This is a genomic window from Streptomyces adelaidensis (assembly GCF_016598475.1).
In the GTDB taxonomy this organism is placed as follows: domain Bacteria; phylum Actinomycetota; class Actinomycetes; order Streptomycetales; family Streptomycetaceae; genus Streptomyces; species Streptomyces adelaidensis.
In genome coordinates this window covers 33,047-54,561 of record NZ_JAEMUX010000060.1, presented here as the reverse complement: position 1 = coordinate 54,561, position 21,515 = coordinate 33,047, and the positions used below count along the sequence as shown (strand labels likewise).

Genomic DNA, 21,515 nt, shown 5'->3' with positions numbered 1-21,515 from the left:
GTAATGAGGCTGGTGATTGTTCCGATTGCCGTGGTGATGTCCATCCGGTTAGCACCCGATGTGTCGGGGGGGCGGCCTGGATGGCTGGCAGAACCTGTTGCTCCTAGCCTCGGTCCATGATCTTTCGCCGTTTATGGGTGTCAGCCGCTGTCCTGACGTGGGTGTCAGGGGTCGGTGAGTGGGGGTCTGAGCTGCGGAGATCCGCGCAGCGTCGTCGTCGTCCTGCGCATGCCCAACGTACAGCGGACACTCAGCCCCCAGTGACTATTTTCCCTGCGCCGGAGACCTTCCCCTCACCCGTCAGGGCAGTTCGGTCACCCGGTCCGTGCCCGGCGGGGCCACCGGGCTCCGGGCCGAGAGGTAGTCCGTCAGCGCGGTGATGTCGTCGCCGCCCCCGATCGTGTTCTTGCCTTCGGCGAAGGTGGTGAAGCCGTCGCCGCCCGCCGCGAGGAAGGTGTTGGCGGTGACCCGGTAGGTGGCGGAGAGGTCCAGGGGCTCGCCGTCGAGCTTGATCGACGCCGGGTCGATGCGGTCGCCGGCGGGGGCGCCGCGCGAGAAGGAGTAGGTCAGGCCCTTGGAGACGCCCAGCATGAGGGTGGGGGCACGGGTACCGGAGTCGTTGAACTGTTCCTCCAGGATCTGCTCGATCCGCGCTCCGGTGAGGTCGACCGACACCAGGGTCCCGGCGAAGGGCTGGACGGCGAAGGCCTCCGCGTAGGTGATCTCGCCGAGGGCCTCGCCGCCCGTCGAGGAGGCGTGGACGAGGTCGGCCCGTACGCCGCCCGGGTTCATCAACGCGATCTGGGCGCCTCCCCGTTCCGGTGCCGAGGTGGCCGCGAGCTGGGCGTCGGCGACGAGGTTCGCGAGGTCCGACTCGGCGTCGCGGGTCTCGGAGCGGGTGATGTCGGCGGTGACGCTGCCGACCACGCGGTTGGCGAGGGGCGCGGAGAGGGCCTTCCACTTGTCGATGACAGCCGTCTGGTCGGCGTCCTTCGCGCCGGCGCGGGTCACCAGGTGGTTCATCGCCGCGACCCGTTCCCGTACGACGTCACCGGTACGGCGGTCCACCGGGAGCCGGGTCTCGGTGACCACGCGGCCGAAGGAGGAGGCCGAGGTGACCGTGCGGGGGTTGCCGGCCGGGTCGGGCAGGGAGCAGATGTACGGCTGGTGGGTGTGGCCGGTGACAACGGCGTCGATGGCCGGGTCCAGGTGCTTGGCGATGTCGACGACCGGCCCGGAGATGCCGTCGCACTGCCCGTACGAGCCCGCCTGTATCCCGCCCTCGTGGAGCAGGACCACGATCGCCTCGACGCCCTGGCGGCGCAGTTCGCGGGCGGCGGCGTCGGCGGTCTCGACCTCGTCCGTGAAGCGCACGGAGCTGATGCCGGACTGGCCGGTGACCTCGGGGGTGCCCTCCAGGGTCATGCCGATGAAGCCGACCTTGACGCCGTCGACCTTCTTGACCCAGGTGGGGGCGAGGAGCGGCTCGCCGGTGGTGCGGTCGAGGACGTTGGCCGCCAGCCACGGGAACGCGGAGCCGTCGTAGGGCTCGTCCTCGATGTAACAGCCGTCCTCGGGGTGGCAGCCGCCGTGCTGGATGCGCAGCAGTTCCTCGGTGCCCTCGTCGAACTCGTGGTTGCCGACGCTCGTGACGTCCAGGCGCAGTTTCTCCATGGACTCGACGGTCGGTTCGTCGTGGAAGAGGCCGGAGAGGAAGGGGCTGGCGCCAATGACGTCACCCGCGGCGACGGTCAGCGAGGCGTCGGTGCCCTCGCGGAGCTGCTTCAGCCGGGCCGCCAGGTACTCCGCGCCGCCGACCGGCGTGGACTTCGCGTCCAGCTTGGAGCCGAGGTTGGCGTCACGGCCGGTGGGCGGCTCCAGGTTGCCGTGGAAGTCGTTGAAGGAAAGCAACTGGACGTCGGCCGTGGACGGTTGCTCCGGGGTGGTGGGGAAGGCGTGGCCCGTGAGGAGAGCCGGGCTGACGGACAGCAGATGGAACTTGGTGGCGCTGCCGTTGAAGCCGAAGTTGTCGTCGGCGACGAGGACGAGGGAGCGGGAGCCGTCGGGCAGGGTCGGGCCCCAGGTGATGCCCTCGACGTTGTCGGCGTCCGTGCCGGAGAGGGTGAAGTCGTAGAGCAGCTTCTTCGGCATCGGCTGCTCCGAGCCGGACAGCTTCGCCTCGCCGCGTACGTCCGTCGCGCCTCGGGTGGTGGTCCAGTACAGGCGGATCGCGAAGCCGACGCCGGAGGCGAAGGAGCGCTCGACGGCGACATAGTCGGTCTTGTTGATCGCGAGGATCTCGGAGACTCCCCGGTCGGCGGAGTAGGTGCCGACGGGGGCGGGCAGCGGGGCGGTGGGCGCGGCGGAGATCGGGTCGACCTCGTAGACGTGCTCGGCCTCCGCCTTGCCGGTGCGGCGGTCCATCACCAGCAGCCGGGACGGGCTCTTCGCGGTCAGACCGGCCGCCGGGCCGTCCTGGACGAGCGCGTTCTCGGTGACCGTGACCGCCTTGCGGCCGTCCGGGGAAAGGGTCAGCCCCTCCAGGGCCTGGTTGTTGCGGACGCCGGCGGTGAGGGTGCCCGTCTCGGAGCGGACGGGGGCGTACGCCGTCGGCAGCGGCAGTTCACTTACGTACGCGCCGGACGCGGACGTCTCACGGACGAAGGCCGGCTGCCCGGAGGCGGAGGCTCCCTCACTGGTCCAGAGCAGGCTCTTGCCGTCCGGGTTCCAGCGGATCGCCTCTGGGTCGACGGCCTTGGCGGCGAAGGGTCCGCCGTTGGTGTCGTCGAGGACGGTCAGGGCGTCGAGGGCGGGCTTGTCGTCGGCGAACTTCTTCCCCTTCAGCGGCAGTTGGAGGGTGTAGAAGCGTGCCTTGCCGTTCTCTGAGCGGTCGTCGCTGAGGGCGGCGTACGTGTGGGTCCGCGGGTCGTAGTCGATGCCGGACAGGCCGCCGAAGGGCATGCCGAACTCCGTGGTTGCGGCGGGGACGGTGAGGGTGTCGAGGAGGGTGACGCCGTTCTGGGTCGTCTTCGGGGTGCCGTCCGCCCCGGGGGCCGCGTCCGCCGCGAAGCCACCGGCGTAGGCGAGACCGCCGAGGAGGGCCGAGGCGGAGAGGGCGGCGAGCGTGGCACGTCGGCGGCGGGCTGGTTGTCTGTGTCGGGGCATGGGCGGGTGTCCCTTCCGGGCGGGGTGAAGGTGGTTTTCCGGGCGGGGTGAAGGTGGTTTTCCGAGCGGGGTGAGGAGGGTCTTCCGGGCAGGCCGGAGGAGGGGTCCGGCTCCGCCGCGCACGAAGGCTGTCGGACCTGGAGCGGGGGTGGAGCGGGGGTGGGGTCAGAGGGAGGCCGGAGCGACCTCCGCCGCGCCTCGCCGCTTCCTGCGCCACGCGTACAGCGCGAGGGCGACGAGCGTCAGGGCGTACGGGATGGTCGACACCAGTTGCGGTGGTACGTCGAGGGTGCCGAGCTGTACCGCCAGGGCCTCGGCCGCGCCGAAGCCGAGGGCGGCGAGGAAGACGCCCCAGGGGCGCAGGCCGCCGAGGAAGACCGCGGCGAGGGCGATGAAGCCACGGCCGGCCGTCATGTCCCGGACGAAGAAGGAGACGTAGCCCATGCTGAGGAAGACCCCGGCGAGGCCGGCGAGGGCGCCGCTGAGGGCGAGCCCGGCGTACTGGACGCGCCGTACGGCGATGCCGACCGAGGCGGCGGCGTCGGGCATCTCGCCGACCGCGCGGAGGTGGAAGCCGAAGCGGGTGCGGTAGAAGAGCCAGGCGACGAAGGGGGCCGCGAGGAAGGCCAGCCAGGTGACCGTGTTCTGGCCGCTCAGCACATCGCCGACCACGGGGATGTCCTCGATGCCGGGCAGGGTGACGGCCGGCAGGGTGCCGCTCCTGAGGCCGGAGGTGCCGCCCTTGTCGTCGAGGAGGGTGTAGACGGCGAAGGCGGTGCCGCCGGACGCCAGCAGGTTGAGGCCGATGCCGGCGATGATCGCGTCGGCGCCCAGCTCCAGGCGGAGCGCGGCGAGGAGCAGGCCCAGGAGGACGGCGACCGCGACTCCGGCGAGGGCCCCGGCCGCGACCGATCCGCTGTATCCGGCGACGAGGGCGCCCGTGCAGGCGGCGCTCAGCATCTGCCCCTCCAGGGCGATGTTGCTGATGCCGGCGCGTTCGGCGACGAGTCCGCCCATGGCGGCGAGCAGGTACGGGGTCGCGACGCGCAGGACGGCCGCGAGGAAGGCGCTGCTGAGGACGACGTCGAGGACGGAGCTCATCGGGCATCCGCCTTCCCGTGCGAGGCGCCGGTCCGCTTGTCCGAAGTGCCGGACCGCTTGTGCGAGGTGCCCGCCTGCCTGCGGGCGAGGCGGCGTTTGAGGAGGTCGGGCAGGGCCTGCGCGGTGACAAGGAGCACGATGACCGCCTGGATCACCACCACGATCTCCGTGCCCACGTCCGTCTGCTGTTCCATGATGTCGCCCCCGGCACGGAGATAGGAGTAGAAGAGGCCGGCGACCACGACGACCAGCGGGTTGTTCCGGGCCAGCAGCGCCACCACGATCCCCTCGAAGGCGAGACTGCCGGCGAGGCCGGGTTCGAGGCGTCCGTACACGCCCTGCACGAGGTGCGCGCCGGCCAGGCCCGCGACCGCCCCGCCGATGACGAAGCTCCACTCGATGGCGCGGGGCACCCGGATGCCGCCGTACTCGGCGAAGTGCGGGTTGGAGCCGGTCATCCGGATGCGGTAGCCGAGCGGGGTGCGGGTGATGAGCAGCCACAGCGCGACGGCGGTGAGCAGCATCAGGAGGAAGCCGACGTTCGCCCTGCCGAAGGGGATGCCGAGCCATTCGGTGAGCGGGGTGAGGGCGGAGTCCGGCTGGATTGGCTCCGAGTGCACGGCGCTGCTGCCGGGCTCCTTCAGCGGGCCGTTGACCAGGTAGTCGTAGACGCGGACGACGATGGCGTTGAGCATCAGGGTCGCGACGATCTCGTTGGCGCCGAGCCGGGCCTTCATCGATCCCGGTACGAAGCCCATGCCGGCCCCGGCCGCCGCCGCAGCGGCCATCGGGACGATCACGGCGGCGACCGGCGGCAGAGGCAGGAAGATCGCGACCGTGGCCGCCGCCAGCGCGCCCGCGTAGAGCTGACTCTCGGCGCCCAGGCTGATCTGCCGGGCCCGGAAGGGGATCGCCACCGACAGGCCGAGCAGGGTGAGCGTCGTGGCGTCCTCCAGCCAGCGGCCGACCCGGAAGGAGCGCTCCAACGGGCCGGTGAGCAGGGCCTCGTAGGCCGCGATCGGGTCCTTGCCGGTGGCGAGCATGACGAGGAAGCCGATGACGAGGGCGGCCAGGATGGTCGCCAGGGTCATGCTGAGGTCGACGACGAGGCCGCGGCGCCGGGTGGCCTTGTACTCCCGGCGGTCCTCGCTCTCGATGAGGGTGGTGGTCATTCGGGGGTCGCCTTTCCGGAGTCGCCGGAACCGGCGTCGCGGGGACCGGTGTCGCGGGGACCGGTGTTGTCGGGACCGGCCGTGCCGTCCGACCCCGCTGTGTCGTCCAACCCGGCCGTCAGGTGGGCCCGTTCGTGGTGTTCGACCCCGAGCATGTAGAGCCCGACCCCCTTCTCCGTGAGGCCGGTCGTGTCGTCGAAGCGGCCGACGAGGCGGCCGTCCTTGAGGACGAGCAACCGGTCGGAGAGGGCAAGGAGTTCGGTGAGGTCGGCGGAGATGAGGAGGACGGCCGCGCCCTCGTCCCGCGCGGCGACGAGGCGTTCGTACATGAAGCGCATGGCGCCGATGTCCACCCCTCGGGTGACCTGGGAGGCGATCAACAGCCTTGGTCCTGCGGAGAGTTCACGGGCGACGACGACCTTCTGCATATTGCCGCCGGACAGTGCGCGCACGGGGACGGACGGGTCGGGGGTGCGGATCGCGTAGTCCTCGATGAGCCGCTCGGCGTGGGCGCGTACGGCTGCCGGGCGCAGGATGCCCCGGCGGGCGAGGGGCGGGCGGTCGTGCCGGTCGACGACGAGGTTGTCGGCGATCGACTCGTCGAGCGCGGCCCCGTCGTGGAGGCGGTCCTCCGGGACGTAGCCGACGCCGGCCCGGCGGTGGCCCGCGACGTCCAGGCCGGCGGTGTCGGTGTCGCCGACGCGTACGGTGCCCGCGCCCGGCCGCCTCAACCCGGCCAGGATCTCCGCGAGTTCGGTCTGTCCGTTGCCCTCGATGCCGGCCACGCCGACGATCTCACCGGCGGCGACGTCGAAGTCGAGGCCGTGCAGGGGCTGTCCGGTCGGGGCCGCGTACGCCAGGCCGCGCACCCGGAGCGTGGTCCCGGCACGCCGGGCGGGGGCCCGGGTCACGTCCAGGGACATCTCGCGGCCGACCATCATCGCGGCCAGCGAGCGCTCGGTGGTGTCGGCGGTGGTGACGGTCCCGACCAGGGCCCCGGCGCGCATCACGCTCACCTTGTCGCTGATCTCCCGCACCTCACGCAGCTTGTGGGAGATGAACAGCACCGTCATCCCGCCGTCGCGCAGTCGGCGTACGGCGGCGAAGAGGTCCTCCGTCTCCTGCGGGGTGAGAACGGCGGTCGGCTCGTCGAGGATCAGCACCCGGGCGCGGCGGTGCAGTGCCTTGAGGATCTCGGCGCGCTGGCGCATGCCGACCGACACCTCCTCGACGCGGGCCAGCGGGTCGACGGCGAGCCCGGCCTCCTCGGCGAGCCGGGCGGTCGCCTCGACGGCCGCCCTGCCGTCGAGGCGGCCCCGGCGACCGGGCTCGACGCCGAGGACGACGTTCTGGGCGACCGTGAAGGACGGCACCAGCATCAGGTTCTGGTGGACCATGCCCACGCCGAGCGCGATCGCGGAGGCCGGGCCGCGCAGCACGCGGGGCCGGCCGCCGATCAGGAGCTCGCCGGAGGTGGGCTGCTCCAGGCCGTAACACAGCTTCATCAGCGTGGACTTGCCGGCGCCGTTCTCGCCGACGACCGCGCGGATCTCACCTGCCGGTACGTCGAGGTCGACGCCCCGGACCGCGCGGACGCCGTTGGCGTACGTCTTGGTGACCGCGCGGGTGGCGACGGCGGGCCCGGCCGGGTCCCATGACTCGTTCATCTCAAGGCCGTTCGGGGATCAGAAGGCGCTGGGGACCGTGACGGAACCGGACTTCACCTGGTCGGCGGCCTCCTGGAGGTCGCTGCGGATGCCGTCCGGCACCAGCTCCCGGAAGTGGTCGTCGTCGACGTAGCCGACCGCGTCGTCCGAGAGCCCGACGCTCTCGACGGCGCCGTACTTCACGGCGTCCTTCTTGTCGTCCTCGGCAGCCTGGTAGAGGGCGTTGCCGACGTTCTTGAGGATCGAGGTGACGACGGTGTCCTTCTGGGCGCTGTCGGTGAGGGTCTGGTACTGGTCGGAGTCGACGCCGAAGGTGTAGCGCCCGGCGCCTGCGGCCGACTCGAAGGTGCCGAGTCCGGAGAGCCCGGCGACCGGCCAGACCAGGGCGGCGCCCCGTCCGTACATCGCGGTGGAGATCTCCTTGCCCTTCGCGGGGTCGCCGAAGGGCTTGTCACCGCCGACATACTGCACGAGGACGTCGGAGTTCTTGCCGCCGGCCGCCTTGAATCCGGCCTTGAATCCGACGATGAAGTCCTCGATGACGGGGATCTTCACTCCGCCGATGACACCGACCTTGTTGAGGGATTCGGCGCCCTTGAGGGCTTCCTCGGCGACCAGCTTCTCGGCGAGGAATCCGGCCAGATATCCGCCCTCGTTCTGCTTGAAGGTCACCGAGTAGACGTTCTCGCACTTGTTGGAACAGCCGTTCTTGCCGGTGTAGTCGACGGCCGAGTCGAACACCCAGAACTTCTTGTCCGGGTACTGCGGGGCGAGTTCCCCGATGTAGTCGGTGACGTCGAAGGTGCCGGCCGCGAGGATGTCGTAGTCGTCGGCCGCCGCCGCGTCCTCGAAGCCCGGCTCCCACTTGGTGCGGTCCGAGCCCAGCTCGACCACCTTCAGCTCGTAGCCGAGCTTGCTCTGCGCCCGCTTCAGGCCCTCGTAGGCGGAGTCGAAGAACGACTTGTCGCCCAGCCCGCCATTGACCACCAATTTGATCCGGGTCTTTCCGGAGGAGGCAGACCCGGAGTCGTCCGAGCCCGATCCCCCGCACGCGGCCAGTGCGAGCATTCCCGCCACCGCGACGGCGGCACCCGGTCCGTAACTTCTCATCGTCATCGACCTCCTGATCATTTTCTGCTCTTGCAATAAGGGGCTTGGTTGACAGTAGGAAGTGCAAAACGTTTTGGCTATGCCGACGGGTTTCTGTTTGATTTCTTCCAGGGGAAATTCAGTCGTCTTCAGTCATGGTCTTCAGTCATCGTCTTCAGTCATTGGCCAGGAGCCCGGCCGCCGCGATGCGTACGGCCCGGTCGAAGCAGGTCTCCCGGTCCTCGGCCGACAGGGCCTCGCCGGTGCGCACATGGTCCGACACGGTCAGCACGGCGAGCGCCTCGCCGCCCTCCGCGGCGGCCACGGCGTACAGCCCGGCGGCCTCCATCTCGACCGCGAGGGTGCCCCGCCGTTCGAGGGCGTCGAACACGGCGGGCCGGTCGAGGTAGAAGTGGTCGCTGGAGAACACGGGGCCGATGTGCACCGCCGCCCCGTCGGAGGTTTCCCGTCCGACGGCGTCCGCCGCGTCCACGGCCGCGCGCAGCGACCGGTAGGAGGGGGCGAGGGAGAGGGTCACCCCGTCCACCAGGAGGCGGCTGACGCTGGAGTCGGTGTGCGCGGCGGACGCGATGACGACATCCCGTACGGCGACCGAGGCCGGGAGCGCGCCCGCCGTGCCGACCCGGACGATCCGGCGGACCCCGTAGTGCCGGAACAGCTCCGTCGCGTAGATCGACATCGACGGAATGCCCATGCCGGAGGCGAGGACGGACATCGGTACGCCCCGGTGGGTGCCGGTGTAGCCGAGGATGCCGCGCACGTCGGTGACCAGCCGGGTGTCGTTCAGAAACGTTTCCGCGATCCGTCGGGCCCGGCACGGGTCGCCCGGCATGAGCACCAGCGGGGCGAAGTCGCCGGGTGCGGCGGAGAGGTGAGGGGTACCGTGTCCCGGCGTCACAGCTCCTCCCCGGCGAGCCAGCGCACCAGGCGGTCCCACAGCTCCGGGTAGCCGTCCCACGCCAGGAACGGCGGCGGGGCCCAGTGCGGCGCCACGTCGGAGGTGAAGGCTCCCGACCGGCCCGCGCCATGCCCGCCGACGGCGAGCAGCGGATGCCCGGCGCACTCGGCGAGCAGCGCGGCGTCCGGCCGTACGGCGACCTCGTTGAGGCCGAGCAGGGCGGGCCAGGTCCGGTCGAGGCCTGCCACGACCGGGTGGCCGCCGACTACTTCGGGTACGGCCCCGGCGGGCAGTTCCACTCGGTCGTCGCGGTCGAGGACCGTCACCGGCAGGGCGGCGGCCAGCGGCGTACGTCCCCAGCGGGCGCGGGCGTCGATGCCGCTGAACGTGAGGTAGCCGCCGATCATCAGCACCCCGCCGCCGCGCTCGACGAAGGCCCGTACCAGCTCCGAGCGGTCGGGCGCGGGCTCGGACCGGCCGAAGGTCTCCGGCGGCAGCTGGAAGCTGTTGGCCCCGACGTCGCTGATGACCACGACGTCGTACGCGTCGAAGCCCTCGGCGGAGTCCGGGACCCGGGTGGGTATCTCGTGCGCGGGCACATACGTCACCTCGTGGCCGCGCGAGCGCAGCGCGTCGAGGAAGACGCCGCCGCCCTCGGTGTACTCGGCGGTGTGGAAGGCGTCGAAGCCCTTCTGGTGGACCGTGTACGTGAACCAGGACTCGCCGATGACGAGGAGTCTGGACATGGGTGAACCGCCTTTCGTTCGGAGGCACTTGTGGGTACTTATGGGCGCGTCAAGGGGCTTCGGTGCGCACAGGGACATGGCCTCGTGGCGCGGCGGCCGGAGCGGGGCTGGGCGGAGGGGAAAGGAGGGGAGGTGCGGGTCAGCGGGCGGCGGGTGGTGCCGTGCTCCCCCGTACCTTCAGTTCGACGGGGAGGGTGTGCCGGGACGCGGGTGGCACCTCGCCGCGGGAGACGTACTGGAGGAGTTGGGCGGTGGCGGTGCGGCCGATGTCGTAGGCGGGCTGGTGGACGGTGGTCAGGGACGGGCTGACGAGCGAGGCGGCCCGGATGTCGTCGAAGCCGACGACGGAGACGTCGCCCGGCACCGAGACCCCGGCCTCCCGGAGCGCGGCGAGCGCCCCGAACGCCATCAGGTCGTTGGCAGCGAACACGGCCGTACGGTCCTCGAAGCCGCCCGCGTCGAGGAGTTCGGCGACCAGGCGGTACCCGGAGTCCTCCTTGAAGTCGCCCACCCGCTCGACGACTTCGCCTCCGAATGCCTGGACGAAGCCGTGCGCGCGGGCCGCGCCGCTCCTCAGGTCGCGGGGGCCGGTCAGCATCAGGGCCCGCCGGTGGCCGAGCGCCCGCAGGTGCTCGCCGACCAGCCGGCCGCCCGCCTCGTGGTCGGCGCCGGCGATGAGCGCGCCGCGCAGCCCCTCGACCTCCTCGTCGGCGAGCGCGATCGGGAACTTGCCCATCAGCGCCTCCAGCCGCCGCCGGGAGGGCGGGGACCCGGAGGCGTACACCATGCCGTCGATGAACCGGCTGCGGATCATCCCGAGGTAGCGGTCCTCGCGGTCGGCGTCGAACTCGGTGTTGCACAGGATCAGCCCGTACCCGAGGTCGTGGGCGGCGTCCTCGGCGCCCTTGGCCAGCTCGGCGAAGAAGGTGTTGCTGATGTCCGGGATCAGCAGTCCGATCACGGAGGTGGACCCGGCCTGGAGGCTGCGGGCCAGGGACGCGGGGACGTACCCGAGCCGGTTGACGACACCGCGCACCCGGGCGGCCGTCTCTTCGTTGACGGGCCGGTTGCCGCTCAGCACATGCGAGACGGTGGTCGGGCTGACGCCGGCCGCGGCCGCCACGTCCTTGATGGAGGCGGCCCGGCGGACCACCGGTCTCTGCTGGGTGAGGCCCGCTTCGCGGAGATCACGGGTCATAGTGCTGCACCGCCTTCCCGTGGGACGTGTCGAGAACGCGTGCGACGCGTGCGTCGGCCTCGGCGAGCAGGGCGGGCTCGTCGACGGTGAGCAGCCGTCCGTCGCGCATCAGGACCCGTCCGTCGACGACGACCGTGCGTACGTCACTGGCGCGGGCGCTGTAGACGAGCGCGGCGCGCGGATCGTGCAGCGGGCGGCAGTGCGGGCCGGACAGGTCGGTCAGGACGATGTCGGCGCGCATGCCCGGCTCCAGCGCCCCGATCCGGTCCTGGAGCCCCAGCGCCCTGGCCCCGCCCCGCACGGCCAGCCGGAGGGTGTCGGAGACGGTCATCCAGGTCGCGTCGCGCACCGCCTGCTTCTGGGTGAGCGCGACCAGCCGCAGCGCCTCCCACACGTCCAGCGTGTTGTGCCCGGCGGCCCCGTCCGTGCCCACGGCCACGGTGACCCCGGCGGCCAGCAGTTCCCGGACCGGGGTCAGCGGGGAGAGCGCGTGCTTGAGGTACACCTTGGGGCAGCAGGCCACGGCGGTCGTGCCGGCGTACTCGCCCAGCAGCGGCAGGTCCTCCTCGACGATCCCGCAGCCGTGCGCGATGAGGGCGCCCGCGTCCAGTACGCCGGTCTCGTGCAGCACCCGGACCGGGGTGATCCCGCGCCGCTCCAGGCTCGACTCCGTCTGCTCCAGGTGCTCGGCGGCATGGATGTGCATCCGCACTCCGAGCCGCCGGGCGTGGTCGGACAGGGTGCGCAGATCCTTGTCGTCCACGGTGTACGGCGCGTGCGGTCCGAGGGAGACGGTCACCCGGCCGTCGGCCCCGCCGTGCCACGCCTCGGCGAAGGCGACGGTGGCGTCCAGCGCCCGCCGGCCGCCGCTGCTGAAGTAGGTGGGTGCGAGGTCCGCCCGCAGCCCCGTCTCGGCGACCGCCGCGGCGATCTCCTCGGGGAAGAAGTAGTGGTCCGCGAAGGTCGTGACCCCCGACCTGATCATCTCCGCGCAGGCCAGCCGCGCTCCGGCCCGCACGTCCTCGGCGGTCAGATTGGACTCCATCGGCCACACCCGGTCGTTGAACCACCCCTCGACCGTCACGTCCTCGGCCGCGCCCCGCATCAGCACCATCGGGCTGTGCGTGTGCGCGTTGACCAGACCGGGCAGGGCCAGCAGCCCGCGCCCGTCGACGACCTCCGCGCCCCGCTCGGCCGGCCGGTCCGCGCCGGTGGGCCGTACGTCGACGATGACACCGTCCGCCACGACGATGTCCTGCGCGGGCAGCACGTCGCACTCGCCGGTGACCGGGACGCGCAGCACGTCGCAGCCGCGCACCAGGAGGTGGCGGGTCGTGGGAGGGGGCGTTCTGTCGCTCATGCGGCACAAGCTAGATATCCAAAACGTTTTGCACAACAACGGGAGGCTTTGGATCTCGGGGAGCGTGTCCCGGGTATGTCCGCGCCCCGCTCCCCGAGCCCTTGCGGGGCGCGGGGAACGGGGCGCGGGGAACGGGGCGCGGGGAACGGGGCGCGGGGAACGGGCGCACCGGGTCCTGGCGGGTCCGCTCTGTCGTGCGTCCTCGCTACGAGAGCTGGGACTGCACCTGAGTGGAGATCAGCTCCAGGTGGTCCAGGTCGTCGAGGTCGAGGATCTGGAGGTAGAGGCGCTGGGAGCCGATCGCCTGGTATCGGGCGATCTTGTCGACGACCTCGGCCGGGGAGCCGGCGAGGCCGTTGGCCTTGAGTTCGTCGACCTCGCGGCCGATCACGGCGGCGCGGCGGGCGACCTCGGCGTCGTCCTTGCCGACGCAGACGACCAGGGCGTTCGAGTAGACGAGGTCGTCGCCCTTGCGGCCGGCCTCCTCGGCGGCCTTGCGGACACGGCCGAACTGCCGCTCACTGTCCTCGATCGAGGCGAACGGCATGTTGAACTCGTCGGCGTACTGCCCGGCGAGACGCGGGGTGCGGCTCGCACCGTGGCCGCCGATGAGGACCGGCACCTTGGCCTGCGCCGGCTTGGGCAGGGCGGGCGAGTCGGCCAGCTGGTAGTAAGTGCCCTCGTACGAGAAGGCCTTGCCGACCTCGGTGGCCCACAGGCCGGTGACGATGGCCAGTTGCTCCTCCAGGCGGGCGAACTTCTCCTTGGGGAACGGGATGCCGTACGCCTTGTGCTCCTCCTCGAACCAGCCCGCGCCCAGGCCGAGTTCGACGCGGCCGCCGGACATCTGGTCGATCTGCGCGACCTGGATGGCGAGCACGCCGGGCAGGCGGAAGGTGCCGGCGGTCATCAGGGTGCCGAGGCGGATGCGCTTGGTCTCACGGGCGAGTCCGGCCAGGGTGATCCAGGCGTCGGTCGGGCCGGGCAGGCCGTCCGTCGAGCCCATGCGGAGATAGTGGTCGGAACGGAAGAAGGCGTCGAAGCCGAGGTCCTCGGTGGCCTTGGCGACGGTCAGCAGCGTGTCATAGGTCGCCCCCTGCTGGGGCTCGGTGAAGATGCGAAGATCCATGGCTCCATCCTGCACGCTCCCCCATCGGTCAACCGCATCGGTCCCGCCGGGTTCCCCGGCCCACGGTCGGGTGAAAATCCGTCGATCCGGCACAGGGGACGGGCTCGGGCCAGTGACCGGCGGGAACGGTGATCGTTGCTCGGGAGGAGCCGGACCGCCCGGCACCCGTCGCCGGCGGCCGCTGCCGGGACGCTTGCCTACGTGCCCCCTCGGGGGGGGCGAGGGCCGAGGAGGCCGTCACATGTCCCAGGAAGCCGTGCCGGAGCAGGCCGCCGTGCCTGCGCAGCCCAAGGGTCTGCTCCAGCAGATGGAGGAATTGATGGCTGCGCTGAACGCGGACCTGTCCCAGCTCGACGCGGACCTCTCTACGCGGGGGGCTGCCGCGAAGGAGAGCGACACGGTCTGAATCCTTCCCGAGTCGTGGGATCGACGCCCGGCCGCCGCCCATTCGGCCGGGCGTTCGTTGTGTGCGGCGGCGGTCCCCTCGCACCGTCGCATCGCGAGGGGCTGCGCCCCTGCGACCCCCGCACAGAGCTCGGTCGGTTACGGTCGTAGCACGCGTGCGGGTGGGTGGGTGGGAGCTGATCGCGCAGTTCCCCGCGCCCCTGAAGAACCTGCCCGGCCCCCTGGCTGCGAAGAGTCGGCCGGTCGTCGAGTCAGCCGGTCGTCGCGTCCCGTTCCGACAGCACCTTTTCCCTCACCGCCAGCCGGCGGAGCATCTCCAGCACGCGGTCGCGTGCCTCGTCCGCCGCGTCGATGGCTTCCATGCACTGCCAGTACGCCGCTTCCTCGTCGGCCGCGCTGGCAAGGCCGACGAGGGCGATGCCGACCTCGCCGAGGAGGCCGCCGAGGCGGTGGAGGGAGTCGTGGGCGTCGCCCAACTCGGTGAGCTGGGCGGCGCGTAAGTCGCCCACGCCGAGCGGCGGGGCGCCGAGTATGCCGCAGCCGCTGCCCGCCAGCTCGGTCAACCCCAGGGCCTCGCCGCGCAGTTCGGGCGGACCCGAGACCGCGAGGCGGCTGCCGATCGCCTGGGCGAGGGCATAGGACTGCCACGCCTCCGCCATGATCTGAGGTCCCTCGACGCTGCTCGCCAGAGCAAGCCTGCTCGCCAAGATGAGCCGCACCGCATCCATGCGCTGCCCCCGAACTGTCCCGACGCGCTCTCACACGTCCGTCCGAACTCCTGTCTGTTCATTACCCACAGTGAAGGCGTGTGAGACAGAAAACCAGTGGAAGCCTGAAATCTGTGGATAACAAATCGACTGTGGACAACTTTTCAACTCCGGAGAGTGACAAGTGGATGGGCGCGCTCACCGTCAAGGCCGCTCCGGCGCCGGAAACCTACGCTCGTTGCGGTCGATCTTCGCCTCCAGGGCCGCCAGCGCGTCGATGCCCAGCACCTCGCAGAGCTGGAGCAAGTAGGCGAGCACGTCGGCCACTTCGTCCGTGACGCGGTGCGCGGTCTCCGTGTCCGCCATCACGCGCGCCGACTCGTCCGGAGTCAACCACTGGAAGATCTCGACCAGTTCGGACGCCTCGACGCTCAGGGCCGAGACCAGGTTCTTGGGCGTGTGGTAAGGCTGCCAGTCGCGGGCGGCGGCGAACTCGGCGAGCCGTCGCTGCAGGGTCGGCACATCGAGTTTCCGCGGCGTCGCGGATTCAGGATCTTTCACGGCTCAGGTCTACCACCGTCACCCCCGCCACCCCGGCGGCCCAGGACGCGTCGCTCACCGCGCCGACCAGCCGGATGTGTCCCCGCTCGCACATCCGCGCCGCCAGCCGCACCAGCTCCAGGGCCTGTCTCGGGTCCAGCGAGCGGTCGAAGCCGTCGGCGAGGACCGTGAGGGTCTGCAGGGCCGCCGGTACCTCCACGACCGGGTCTACCTCCAGCACACCGGGACCGGTGAACAGCACGAGGGCCAGCGCCAAGTACCTCAACTCCCCGTCCCCGAGCAGCCCGAGGGCCGTGCGCACCCCGTCGCCCCGGTCCAGCACCGCCCGCACCGCGCCGTCGCGCAGCGGCTCGGCCAGCAGATCGAGGACCGGTCCGGCGCAGCCGTCGCGGACGGCGGAGACCAGCAGCGCGTGCCGTCGGCCGCACTCGGTCCGGGTGCGCCACAGCACGTCGGCGAGGTTGTCGCAGCCGGGGAGCAGCCGTCCGGAGCCGCGCGGCACGGGGGCACGCATCCGGCGGGGGCGCGGATCGCAGGCGTAGACCGAGCGGAGTGCGACCACCATCTGCTCGGCGGCGGCGAGCACTTGGCGCTGCCCGTCCGTCTTGCCCGCGACGCGGAGCGGCAGCAGCGCGGTGCCCAGCCGGTCGTCGGGGAGCGGGCCGCGGGTGACCGTGGACGAGCCCGCCGTGTGCCAGGCGGCCTGGACGACGGGACGGCTCGGGTCCACCAGCGCCGTCTGTAAGAGGGTCAGCCCGCCGGCCGTCAACCGCTCGCCCACGACGCGGAGTTCGGGTTCCGTCTGGACGGCGACGTCGAGCCGTACGGGTCCCCCGGGGCCGTCGGCCGTGCAGCCGATGCGGAAGCCGCGCCGCCGCTGGGCGTCGGGGCGGGCCCGCTCGGGCACACAGCTCTCCGGGTCCGGGAACGCCTCGTCGAGAGGGGCGCCGCCGCCGAGCCGCGCCAAGGCCTCGTACGCCCGCAGTGCGGTCGTCTTGCCGCTGCCGCTGCCTCCCGCGAGCAGGGTCAGCGGGCCCAGGGGGAAAGCGGCACCCCGGTGTCCGGCGAAGGCGGAGAGCCGCAGCTCGGTGACGCTCGGCCGCTCCGGACGCGCCGCGGCGTCCACGCCGGACAGCACGGACGTCAGGGATGAGAAGGATGAGAGGGACGACGGGGATGACACGGTCATATGCGGACAGTAGGGGCCCATCTGCCAGGAAAACCGTTCCGCCCAGTCGATCTTCCTACGATCGAGGGAGCGCCCCGGACGGACCGGGAGCGCTCCGCGCCTCGCGTCACACCCCGGGCACTCCCGCACCCTCCATCAGTCCCCGCACCTCGGTGCCCGGCGGCGTGAGAAGGAACACGTTCCGGTCGACCCGGTGCATTCCGCTGGTCAGGCCGAAAACAACCCCCGTGCTGAAATCCAGCACCCGCTTGGCCGTGTCGGTCTCCGCGCTCGACAGGTCCAGCAGCACCGGAATGCCCGCCATCAGCGTCTCCGCGACCTCACGGGCATCCGCGAAGACATTGATACGGAGGACCACGAAACGGCGCCGCGCCTCCGTCTCGGCTTCCGGTATGGTCCGGTGGCCGACCGCGGACGGCCAGGCGTCCCGGCCCCGCAGCGGCACTACCTGGGCGAGCCCCTCCCACTGTTCGTCGGTGACATCGTGGCTGTTCACCCTGTTCACCGGCCTTCCCCCTGGCTCGCACTCAATGACTGCATCGGCCAATTCTTACGCATGGTCACCCGTTCGGCCCAACAGCGACACGATCCGCCACACCTCCGTTCGGCACAACGGCCGGATCCCGCCCTCACAGCCCCTTGCGCGGCCATGTGTGGCGGGCGTAACGCCTCATGATCAGGTCATGTGACATCGGCGTAACGGGCAATTCGTACGATCGGGTCTACCGGGCGGTGACTCGGACGCTGAGCGGATGCCGACCGGCCGCCGTACCGGACAGCGACCGGCCACCCGCCCGGCGAACCGAAGGAACACCCGACCGGACATCCCGGACGCCGACAGAGAGGGGCCGCCCGTGGCCGCGCAGGGCCCGCAGAGCACCACGACCCAGGTGCGGACCGTGTGCTCGTACTGCGGTGTCGGCTGCGGCATGCTCCTGTCCGTCGGGCTGGGTCCCGACGGACGGCGTACGGTCCTGAAGGCGACCGGCGACAAGTCCCACCCGGCGAACTTCGGCCGCCTCTGCACCAAGGGCTCGACCACCGCCGACATGCTGGCGGCGCCCGGCCGGCTCACCACCGCCCTCGTCCGGGGCGACCGCGGCGACGAGCCGGTCCCCGCGCCCGTCGGCGACGCGATCGCCGAGACCGCCCGGCGGCTGCGCGCGGTCATCGACGAGCACGGGCCCGACGCGTTCGCCTTCTACGTCTCCGGCCAGATGAGCCTCGAAGCGCAGTATCTGGCGAACAAACTGGCCAAGGGCTTCATCCGCACCAACCAGATCGAGTCGAACTCCCGGCTGTGCATGGCGAGCGCCGGGACCGGCTACAAGCTCTCGCTGGGCGCCGACGGGCCGCCCGGCTCGTACGAGGATCTCGACAAGGCGGACGTCTTCCTCGTCATCGGCTCGAACATGGCCGACTGCCACCCGATCCTGTTCCTGCGGATGATGGACCGGGTCAAGGCGGGCGCGAAGCTGATCGTCGTCGATCCGCGCCGCACGGCGACGGCCGAGAAGGCGGATCTGTTCCTGCAGATACGTCCGGGTACCGACCTGGCGTTCCTCAACGGGCTTCTTCATCTGCTGCACGCCGAGGGCCACACCGATCCGGAGTTCATCGCCGCCCACACCGAGGGCTGGGAGGCGATGCCCGGCTTCCTGGCCGAGTACGCGCCGGACGCCGTCGCCGAGATCACGGGGCTCGCCGCCGACGACATCCGCGAGGCCGCGCGGCTGATCGGTGAGGCCACCGAGTGGACGAGCTGCTGGACCATGGGGCTCAACCAGTCCACGCACGGCACCTGGAACACCAACGCCCTGGTCAATCTGCATCTGGCGACCGGCGCGATCTGCCGGCCCGGCAGCGGGCCGTTCTCCCTCACCGGTCAGCCCAACGCCATGGGCGGGCGGGAGATGGGGTACATGGGCCCGGGGCTGCCGGGGCAGCGGTCCGTGCTCGTGGACGAGGAGCGGGCGTTCGTCGAGGAGCTGTGGGAGCTGGCGCCGGACACCCTCCGCACGGACGGGGTCGGCAAGGGCACGGTCGAGATGTTCCAGAAGATGGCCGACGGGGAGATCAAGGCCTGCTGGATCATCTGCACCAATCCCGTGGCGTCGGTGGGCAACCGGAAGACCGTCATCGAGGGTCTGGAGGCCGCCGAGTTCGTCGTCACACAGGATGTGTTCGCCGACACGGAGACCAACGCGTACGCCGATGTCGTCCTGCCGGGCGCCCTGTGGACCGAGTCCGAGGGCGTCCTCATCAACAGCGAACGCAACCTCACGCTCGCCGCCCCCGCCGCCGACCCGCCGGGCGAGGCGATGGCCGACTGGCGGATCATCGCGGCCGTCGCCCGCGAGCTGGGCTTCGAGAAGGGGTTCTCGTACGACAGTGCCGAGCAGGTCTTCGAGGAGATCAAGCGGGCGTGGAACCCGAAGACCGGGTGGGACCTGCGGGGCGTGACGTACGAGCGGCTGCGGTCCGAGTCCGTGCAGTGGCCGGCGGCGTCGCAGGACGGGCCTGCGCGCAATCCGATCCGGTACGTGCGCGGCGACGGGGACGGGGGCCGTGGGCCGCTCTTCCCGACCGCGAGCGGGCGGGCCGTGTTCCATGCGCGGCCGCACATGCCGGCCGCCGAGATGCCGGACGACGACTATCCGTTCGTGCTCAACACCGGGCGGTTGCAGCACCAGTGGCACACGCTGACGAAAACGGGCAAGGTCGCCAAGCTCAACAAGCTGAACCCCGGGCCGTTCGTGGAGGTGCATCCGCGGGACGCCCGTGAACTGGGCCTGCGGGACGGGGACTCCGTGGAGGTGGCGTCACGGCGCGGGCGGGCCGTGCTGCCCGCGGTGGTGTCGGACCGAGTCATGCCGGGGTGTGTGTTCGCGCCGTTCCACTGGAACGACCTGTTCGGTGAGTATCTGAGCATCAACGCGGTGACGAGCGACGCGGTCGATCCGCTGTCGTTCCAGCCGGAGTTGAAGGTGTGCGCGGTGTCGCTGGCGAAGGTGGCGGCGCCGGTGACGGTCTCGATGCCGAACTCGGTGCCGGTCTCGGTGCCAGTTTCTGTGCCGGTTTCTGTGCCGGTTTCTGTGCCGGTTCAAGTCCCGGTCCCGGCTCCCGCTCCAATCGAGAGTGAGCCCGCCGGGGCGCTTGTGCCGACGGCGGTCACGCCCGGCGCGAACCCCTTCGGTCTCGAACCCGCGCCGCCCCCCGTCCTGTCCGCCCAGGAGCGCCAGTACCTCACCGGCTTCCTCACCGGGCTCGGGTCCGGGGTCGTCGGAGTGCCCGTGCTGCCGGCGGAGGCGCCGTTCAGCCCCGAGCACGCGGTGTGGGTGAACGGGGTGCTCGCCGGGATGTACTCGCGGTCGGCGGCCCCGAGCGCGGCTCCGGCCGTCGTCGAGCCTGCCGGGCGGGAGGCCGTCGGGCGGGAGATCGGCGGGCGTGAGGTCGTCGTGCTGTGGGCCTCGCAGACCGGGACCGCGGAGGAGTTCGCGGTGGCGACGGCCGAGCATCTGGGGGCCGCGGGGCACCGGGCGACGCTCGTCGGCATGGACGAGGCGAACCCCGGCCAACTGCCGTACGGGGCCGACCTGTTGCTGATCACCAGCACCTTCGGGGACGGCGACGCACCCGACAACGGCTCCGGGTTCTGGGACGCGCTGGCCCACCAGGAGGCCCCGCGCCTGGACGGTGTGCGCTACGCCGTACTGGCCTTCGGGGACTCCTCCTACGACGACTTCTGCGGGCACGGCCGCCGGCTGGACGCCCGGCTCGACGAACTGGGCGCGGAGCGCCTGACCCCGCGTACGGACTGCGAGCCGGACTACGAGCCTTCGGCGGACGCCTGGCTGGGCGAGGTCATCACCGCGCTCGGCACGGAGACGTACCCGGAGACGGAGATAGGCACGGGCGCGGGCACGGTGCCCGAAGCGAGGCCGCAGACCGCGCCCGCCGCCACCCCCGCGCCCACCACCCGTTCCACCAAGCCCGCGCCCGCCGCCGCCCGCCTGGTCGGCAACCGGCTGCTCAGCCTGCCCGGAGCGGGCAAGGAGGTGCGCCGGTTCACCTTCGACACCAGCGGGACGGGGCTGTCGTACGAGGCGGGTGACGCGCTCAGCGTACGGCCGGTCAACTCCCTGGGTCTGGTGGCGGAGTGGCTGGCGGTGACCGGCCTGGACGGCTCGACTCCCGTGGAGGTCAACGGTGTTGGCGGCGTGCCTTTCGCCGAGGCGCTGCACCGGCATCTCGACGTCACCCGGATCACCCCGGACCTGCTGCGCTTCGTCTCCGAACGGACGCGGGACAACCGAGAGTTGAAGAAGTTGATGCGCCCGGACAACAAGGACGGCCTGGCGCAGTGGACATGGGGCCGGCAGGCCGTGGACGTGGTGACCGAGTTCGCCGTACGGGCCTTTGCGCAGGAGTGGGCCGGGGTGTTCAAGCGGCTCCAGCCCCGCCTGTACTCCATCTCGTCCAGCCCCCTCGTCGATCCGCACCAGGTGTCGCTGACGGTCTCGGTCGTGCGGTACGAGAACCTGCACGGGCGCCCGCGTGGCGGGGTCTGCTCACCGTTCCTCGCGGACGGCGAGGCGGACCTGGAAGTGCCGGTCTTCGTGCAGCGCTCGCCGCACTTCCGGCCGCCGGCGGACCCGGTGACCCCCATGATCATGGTCGGCCCCGGCACCGGTGTCGCCCCCTTCGTCGGCTTCCTCCAGGAGCGGCAGGCCCTCGGCCACCGGGCGCCCAACTGGCTGTTCTTCGGAGAGCAGCACCGGGCGACGGACTTCTACTACGAAGAGGAACTGACGGATCTTCAAAAGACGGGCGTACTCAGCCGGTTGGACACCGCCTTCTCCCGCGACCAGCGCGCCAAGGTCTACGTCCAGGACCGGATGCGCGAGCACGGCCCCGAGCTCTGGCACTGGCTCCAGGACGGCGCCCGCTTCTACGTCTGCGGCGACGCCTCCCGTATGGCGAAGGACGTCGACCAGGCCCTGCGCGACATCGCACGCACCCACGGCGGCATGACCGAGGGCGAGGCCGCCGCGTATGTGAAGCAGCTGGCGACGGAGAAGCGGTACGTGCGGGACGTGTACTGAGC

At 71.4% G+C, this 21,515-nt stretch carries 16 protein-coding genes; 2 read left to right on the top strand and 14 right to left on the bottom strand.

The genetic code is table 11. The annotated features are described in order from the left end of the window. Positions 1-300 precede the first annotated feature (300 nt). The 10 genes from I8N67_RS28820 to I8N67_RS28775 all read right to left on the bottom strand — a co-directional run bounded on the left by I8N67_RS28820 (position 301) and on the right by I8N67_RS28775 (position 13,546). Positions 301-3,165 carry an esterase-like activity of phytase family protein gene (locus I8N67_RS28820; RefSeq protein WP_200307140.1) on the bottom strand — a complete coding sequence of 955 codons (2,865 nt, stop codon included), beginning with the start codon at positions 3,163-3,165 and terminating at the stop codon, positions 301-303. Between the two features lie 165 nt (positions 3,166-3,330). After that, entirely contained in the window at positions 3,331-4,266 is a 936-nt protein-coding gene (locus I8N67_RS28815; protein ID WP_200307139.1) for an ABC transporter permease, read from the bottom strand. After that, positions 4,263-5,438 carry an ABC transporter permease gene (locus I8N67_RS28810; RefSeq protein ID WP_200307138.1) on the bottom strand — a complete coding sequence of 392 codons (1,176 nt, stop codon included), beginning with the start codon at positions 5,436-5,438 and terminating at the stop codon, positions 4,263-4,265. Before I8N67_RS28810 ends, I8N67_RS28815 begins: the two co-directional genes overlap by 4 nt. Further along, on the bottom strand, positions 5,435-7,105 hold the full coding sequence (locus I8N67_RS28805; RefSeq protein ID WP_200307137.1) for an ABC transporter ATP-binding protein: 1,671 nt from the start codon (positions 7,103-7,105) through the stop codon (positions 5,435-5,437). The genes I8N67_RS28810 and I8N67_RS28805 overlap by 4 nt, the downstream gene beginning before the upstream one ends. A gap of 18 nt (positions 7,106-7,123) precedes the next feature. Further along, on the bottom strand, positions 7,124-8,221 hold the full coding sequence (locus tag I8N67_RS28800; RefSeq protein ID WP_200307136.1) for a BMP family lipoprotein: 1,098 nt from the start codon (positions 8,219-8,221) through the stop codon (positions 7,124-7,126). 148 nt (positions 8,222-8,369) lie between these two features. After that, positions 8,370-9,113 carry a purine-nucleoside phosphorylase gene (deoD, locus tag I8N67_RS28795; protein WP_200307135.1) on the bottom strand — a complete coding sequence of 248 codons (744 nt, stop codon included), beginning with the start codon at positions 9,111-9,113 and terminating at the stop codon, positions 8,370-8,372. Continuing rightward, complete coding sequence (locus tag I8N67_RS28790) at positions 9,110-9,859, bottom strand: glutamine amidotransferase (RefSeq protein WP_200307134.1); 750 nt, start codon at positions 9,857-9,859, stop codon at positions 9,110-9,112. The genes deoD and I8N67_RS28790 overlap by 4 nt, the downstream gene beginning before the upstream one ends. 139 nt (positions 9,860-9,998) lie before the next feature. After that, positions 9,999-11,057 (bottom strand): LacI family DNA-binding transcriptional regulator, encoded by a 1,059-nt coding sequence (locus I8N67_RS28785; RefSeq protein WP_200307133.1) that lies wholly within the window; start codon positions 11,055-11,057, stop codon positions 9,999-10,001. Then, entirely contained in the window at positions 11,047-12,417 is a 1,371-nt protein-coding gene (locus I8N67_RS28780) for an amidohydrolase (protein WP_200307132.1), read from the bottom strand. Before I8N67_RS28780 ends, I8N67_RS28785 begins: the two co-directional genes overlap by 11 nt. A 205-nt stretch (positions 12,418-12,622) precedes the next feature. Then, complete coding sequence (locus I8N67_RS28775; protein WP_200307131.1) at positions 12,623-13,546, bottom strand: LLM class F420-dependent oxidoreductase; 924 nt, start codon at positions 13,544-13,546, stop codon at positions 12,623-12,625. A gap of 241 nt (positions 13,547-13,787) precedes the next feature. On the opposite strand from I8N67_RS28775, the gene I8N67_RS28770 reads away from it, so the two are divergent. Continuing rightward, entirely contained in the window at positions 13,788-13,952 is a 165-nt protein-coding gene (locus tag I8N67_RS28770; RefSeq protein ID WP_200307130.1) for a hypothetical protein, read from the top strand. A gap of 250 nt (positions 13,953-14,202) precedes the next feature. Here the strand turns inward: I8N67_RS28770 and I8N67_RS28765 are convergent, their stop codons facing one another. The 4 genes from I8N67_RS28765 to I8N67_RS28750 all read right to left on the bottom strand — a co-directional run bounded on the left by I8N67_RS28765 (position 14,203) and on the right by I8N67_RS28750 (position 16,904). Next, on the bottom strand, positions 14,203-14,679 hold the full coding sequence (locus I8N67_RS28765; protein ID WP_200307129.1) for a DUF6099 family protein: 477 nt from the start codon (positions 14,677-14,679) through the stop codon (positions 14,203-14,205). 183 nt (positions 14,680-14,862) lie between these two features. Then, positions 14,863-15,219 carry a nucleotide pyrophosphohydrolase gene (locus tag I8N67_RS28760; protein ID WP_200307128.1) on the bottom strand — a complete coding sequence of 119 codons (357 nt, stop codon included), beginning with the start codon at positions 15,217-15,219 and terminating at the stop codon, positions 14,863-14,865. After that, positions 15,206-16,408 carry an AAA family ATPase gene (locus tag I8N67_RS28755; protein ID WP_200307127.1) on the bottom strand — a complete coding sequence of 401 codons (1,203 nt, stop codon included), beginning with the start codon at positions 16,406-16,408 and terminating at the stop codon, positions 15,206-15,208. The genes I8N67_RS28760 and I8N67_RS28755 overlap by 14 nt, the downstream gene beginning before the upstream one ends. Before the next feature lie 106 nt (positions 16,409-16,514). Then, the gene (locus tag I8N67_RS28750; RefSeq protein WP_200307144.1) at positions 16,515-16,904 is read right to left on the bottom strand and encodes a cell division protein SepF; all 390 of its coding nucleotides are present in this window, start codon (positions 16,902-16,904) and stop codon (positions 16,515-16,517) included. 358 nt (positions 16,905-17,262) lie between these two features. On the opposite strand from I8N67_RS28750, the gene I8N67_RS28745 reads away from it, so the two are divergent. Further along, on the top strand, positions 17,263-21,513 hold the full coding sequence (locus I8N67_RS28745) for a bifunctional nitrate reductase/sulfite reductase flavoprotein subunit alpha (protein WP_307835397.1): 4,251 nt from the start codon (positions 17,263-17,265) through the stop codon (positions 21,511-21,513). Positions 21,514-21,515 lie beyond the last annotated feature (2 nt).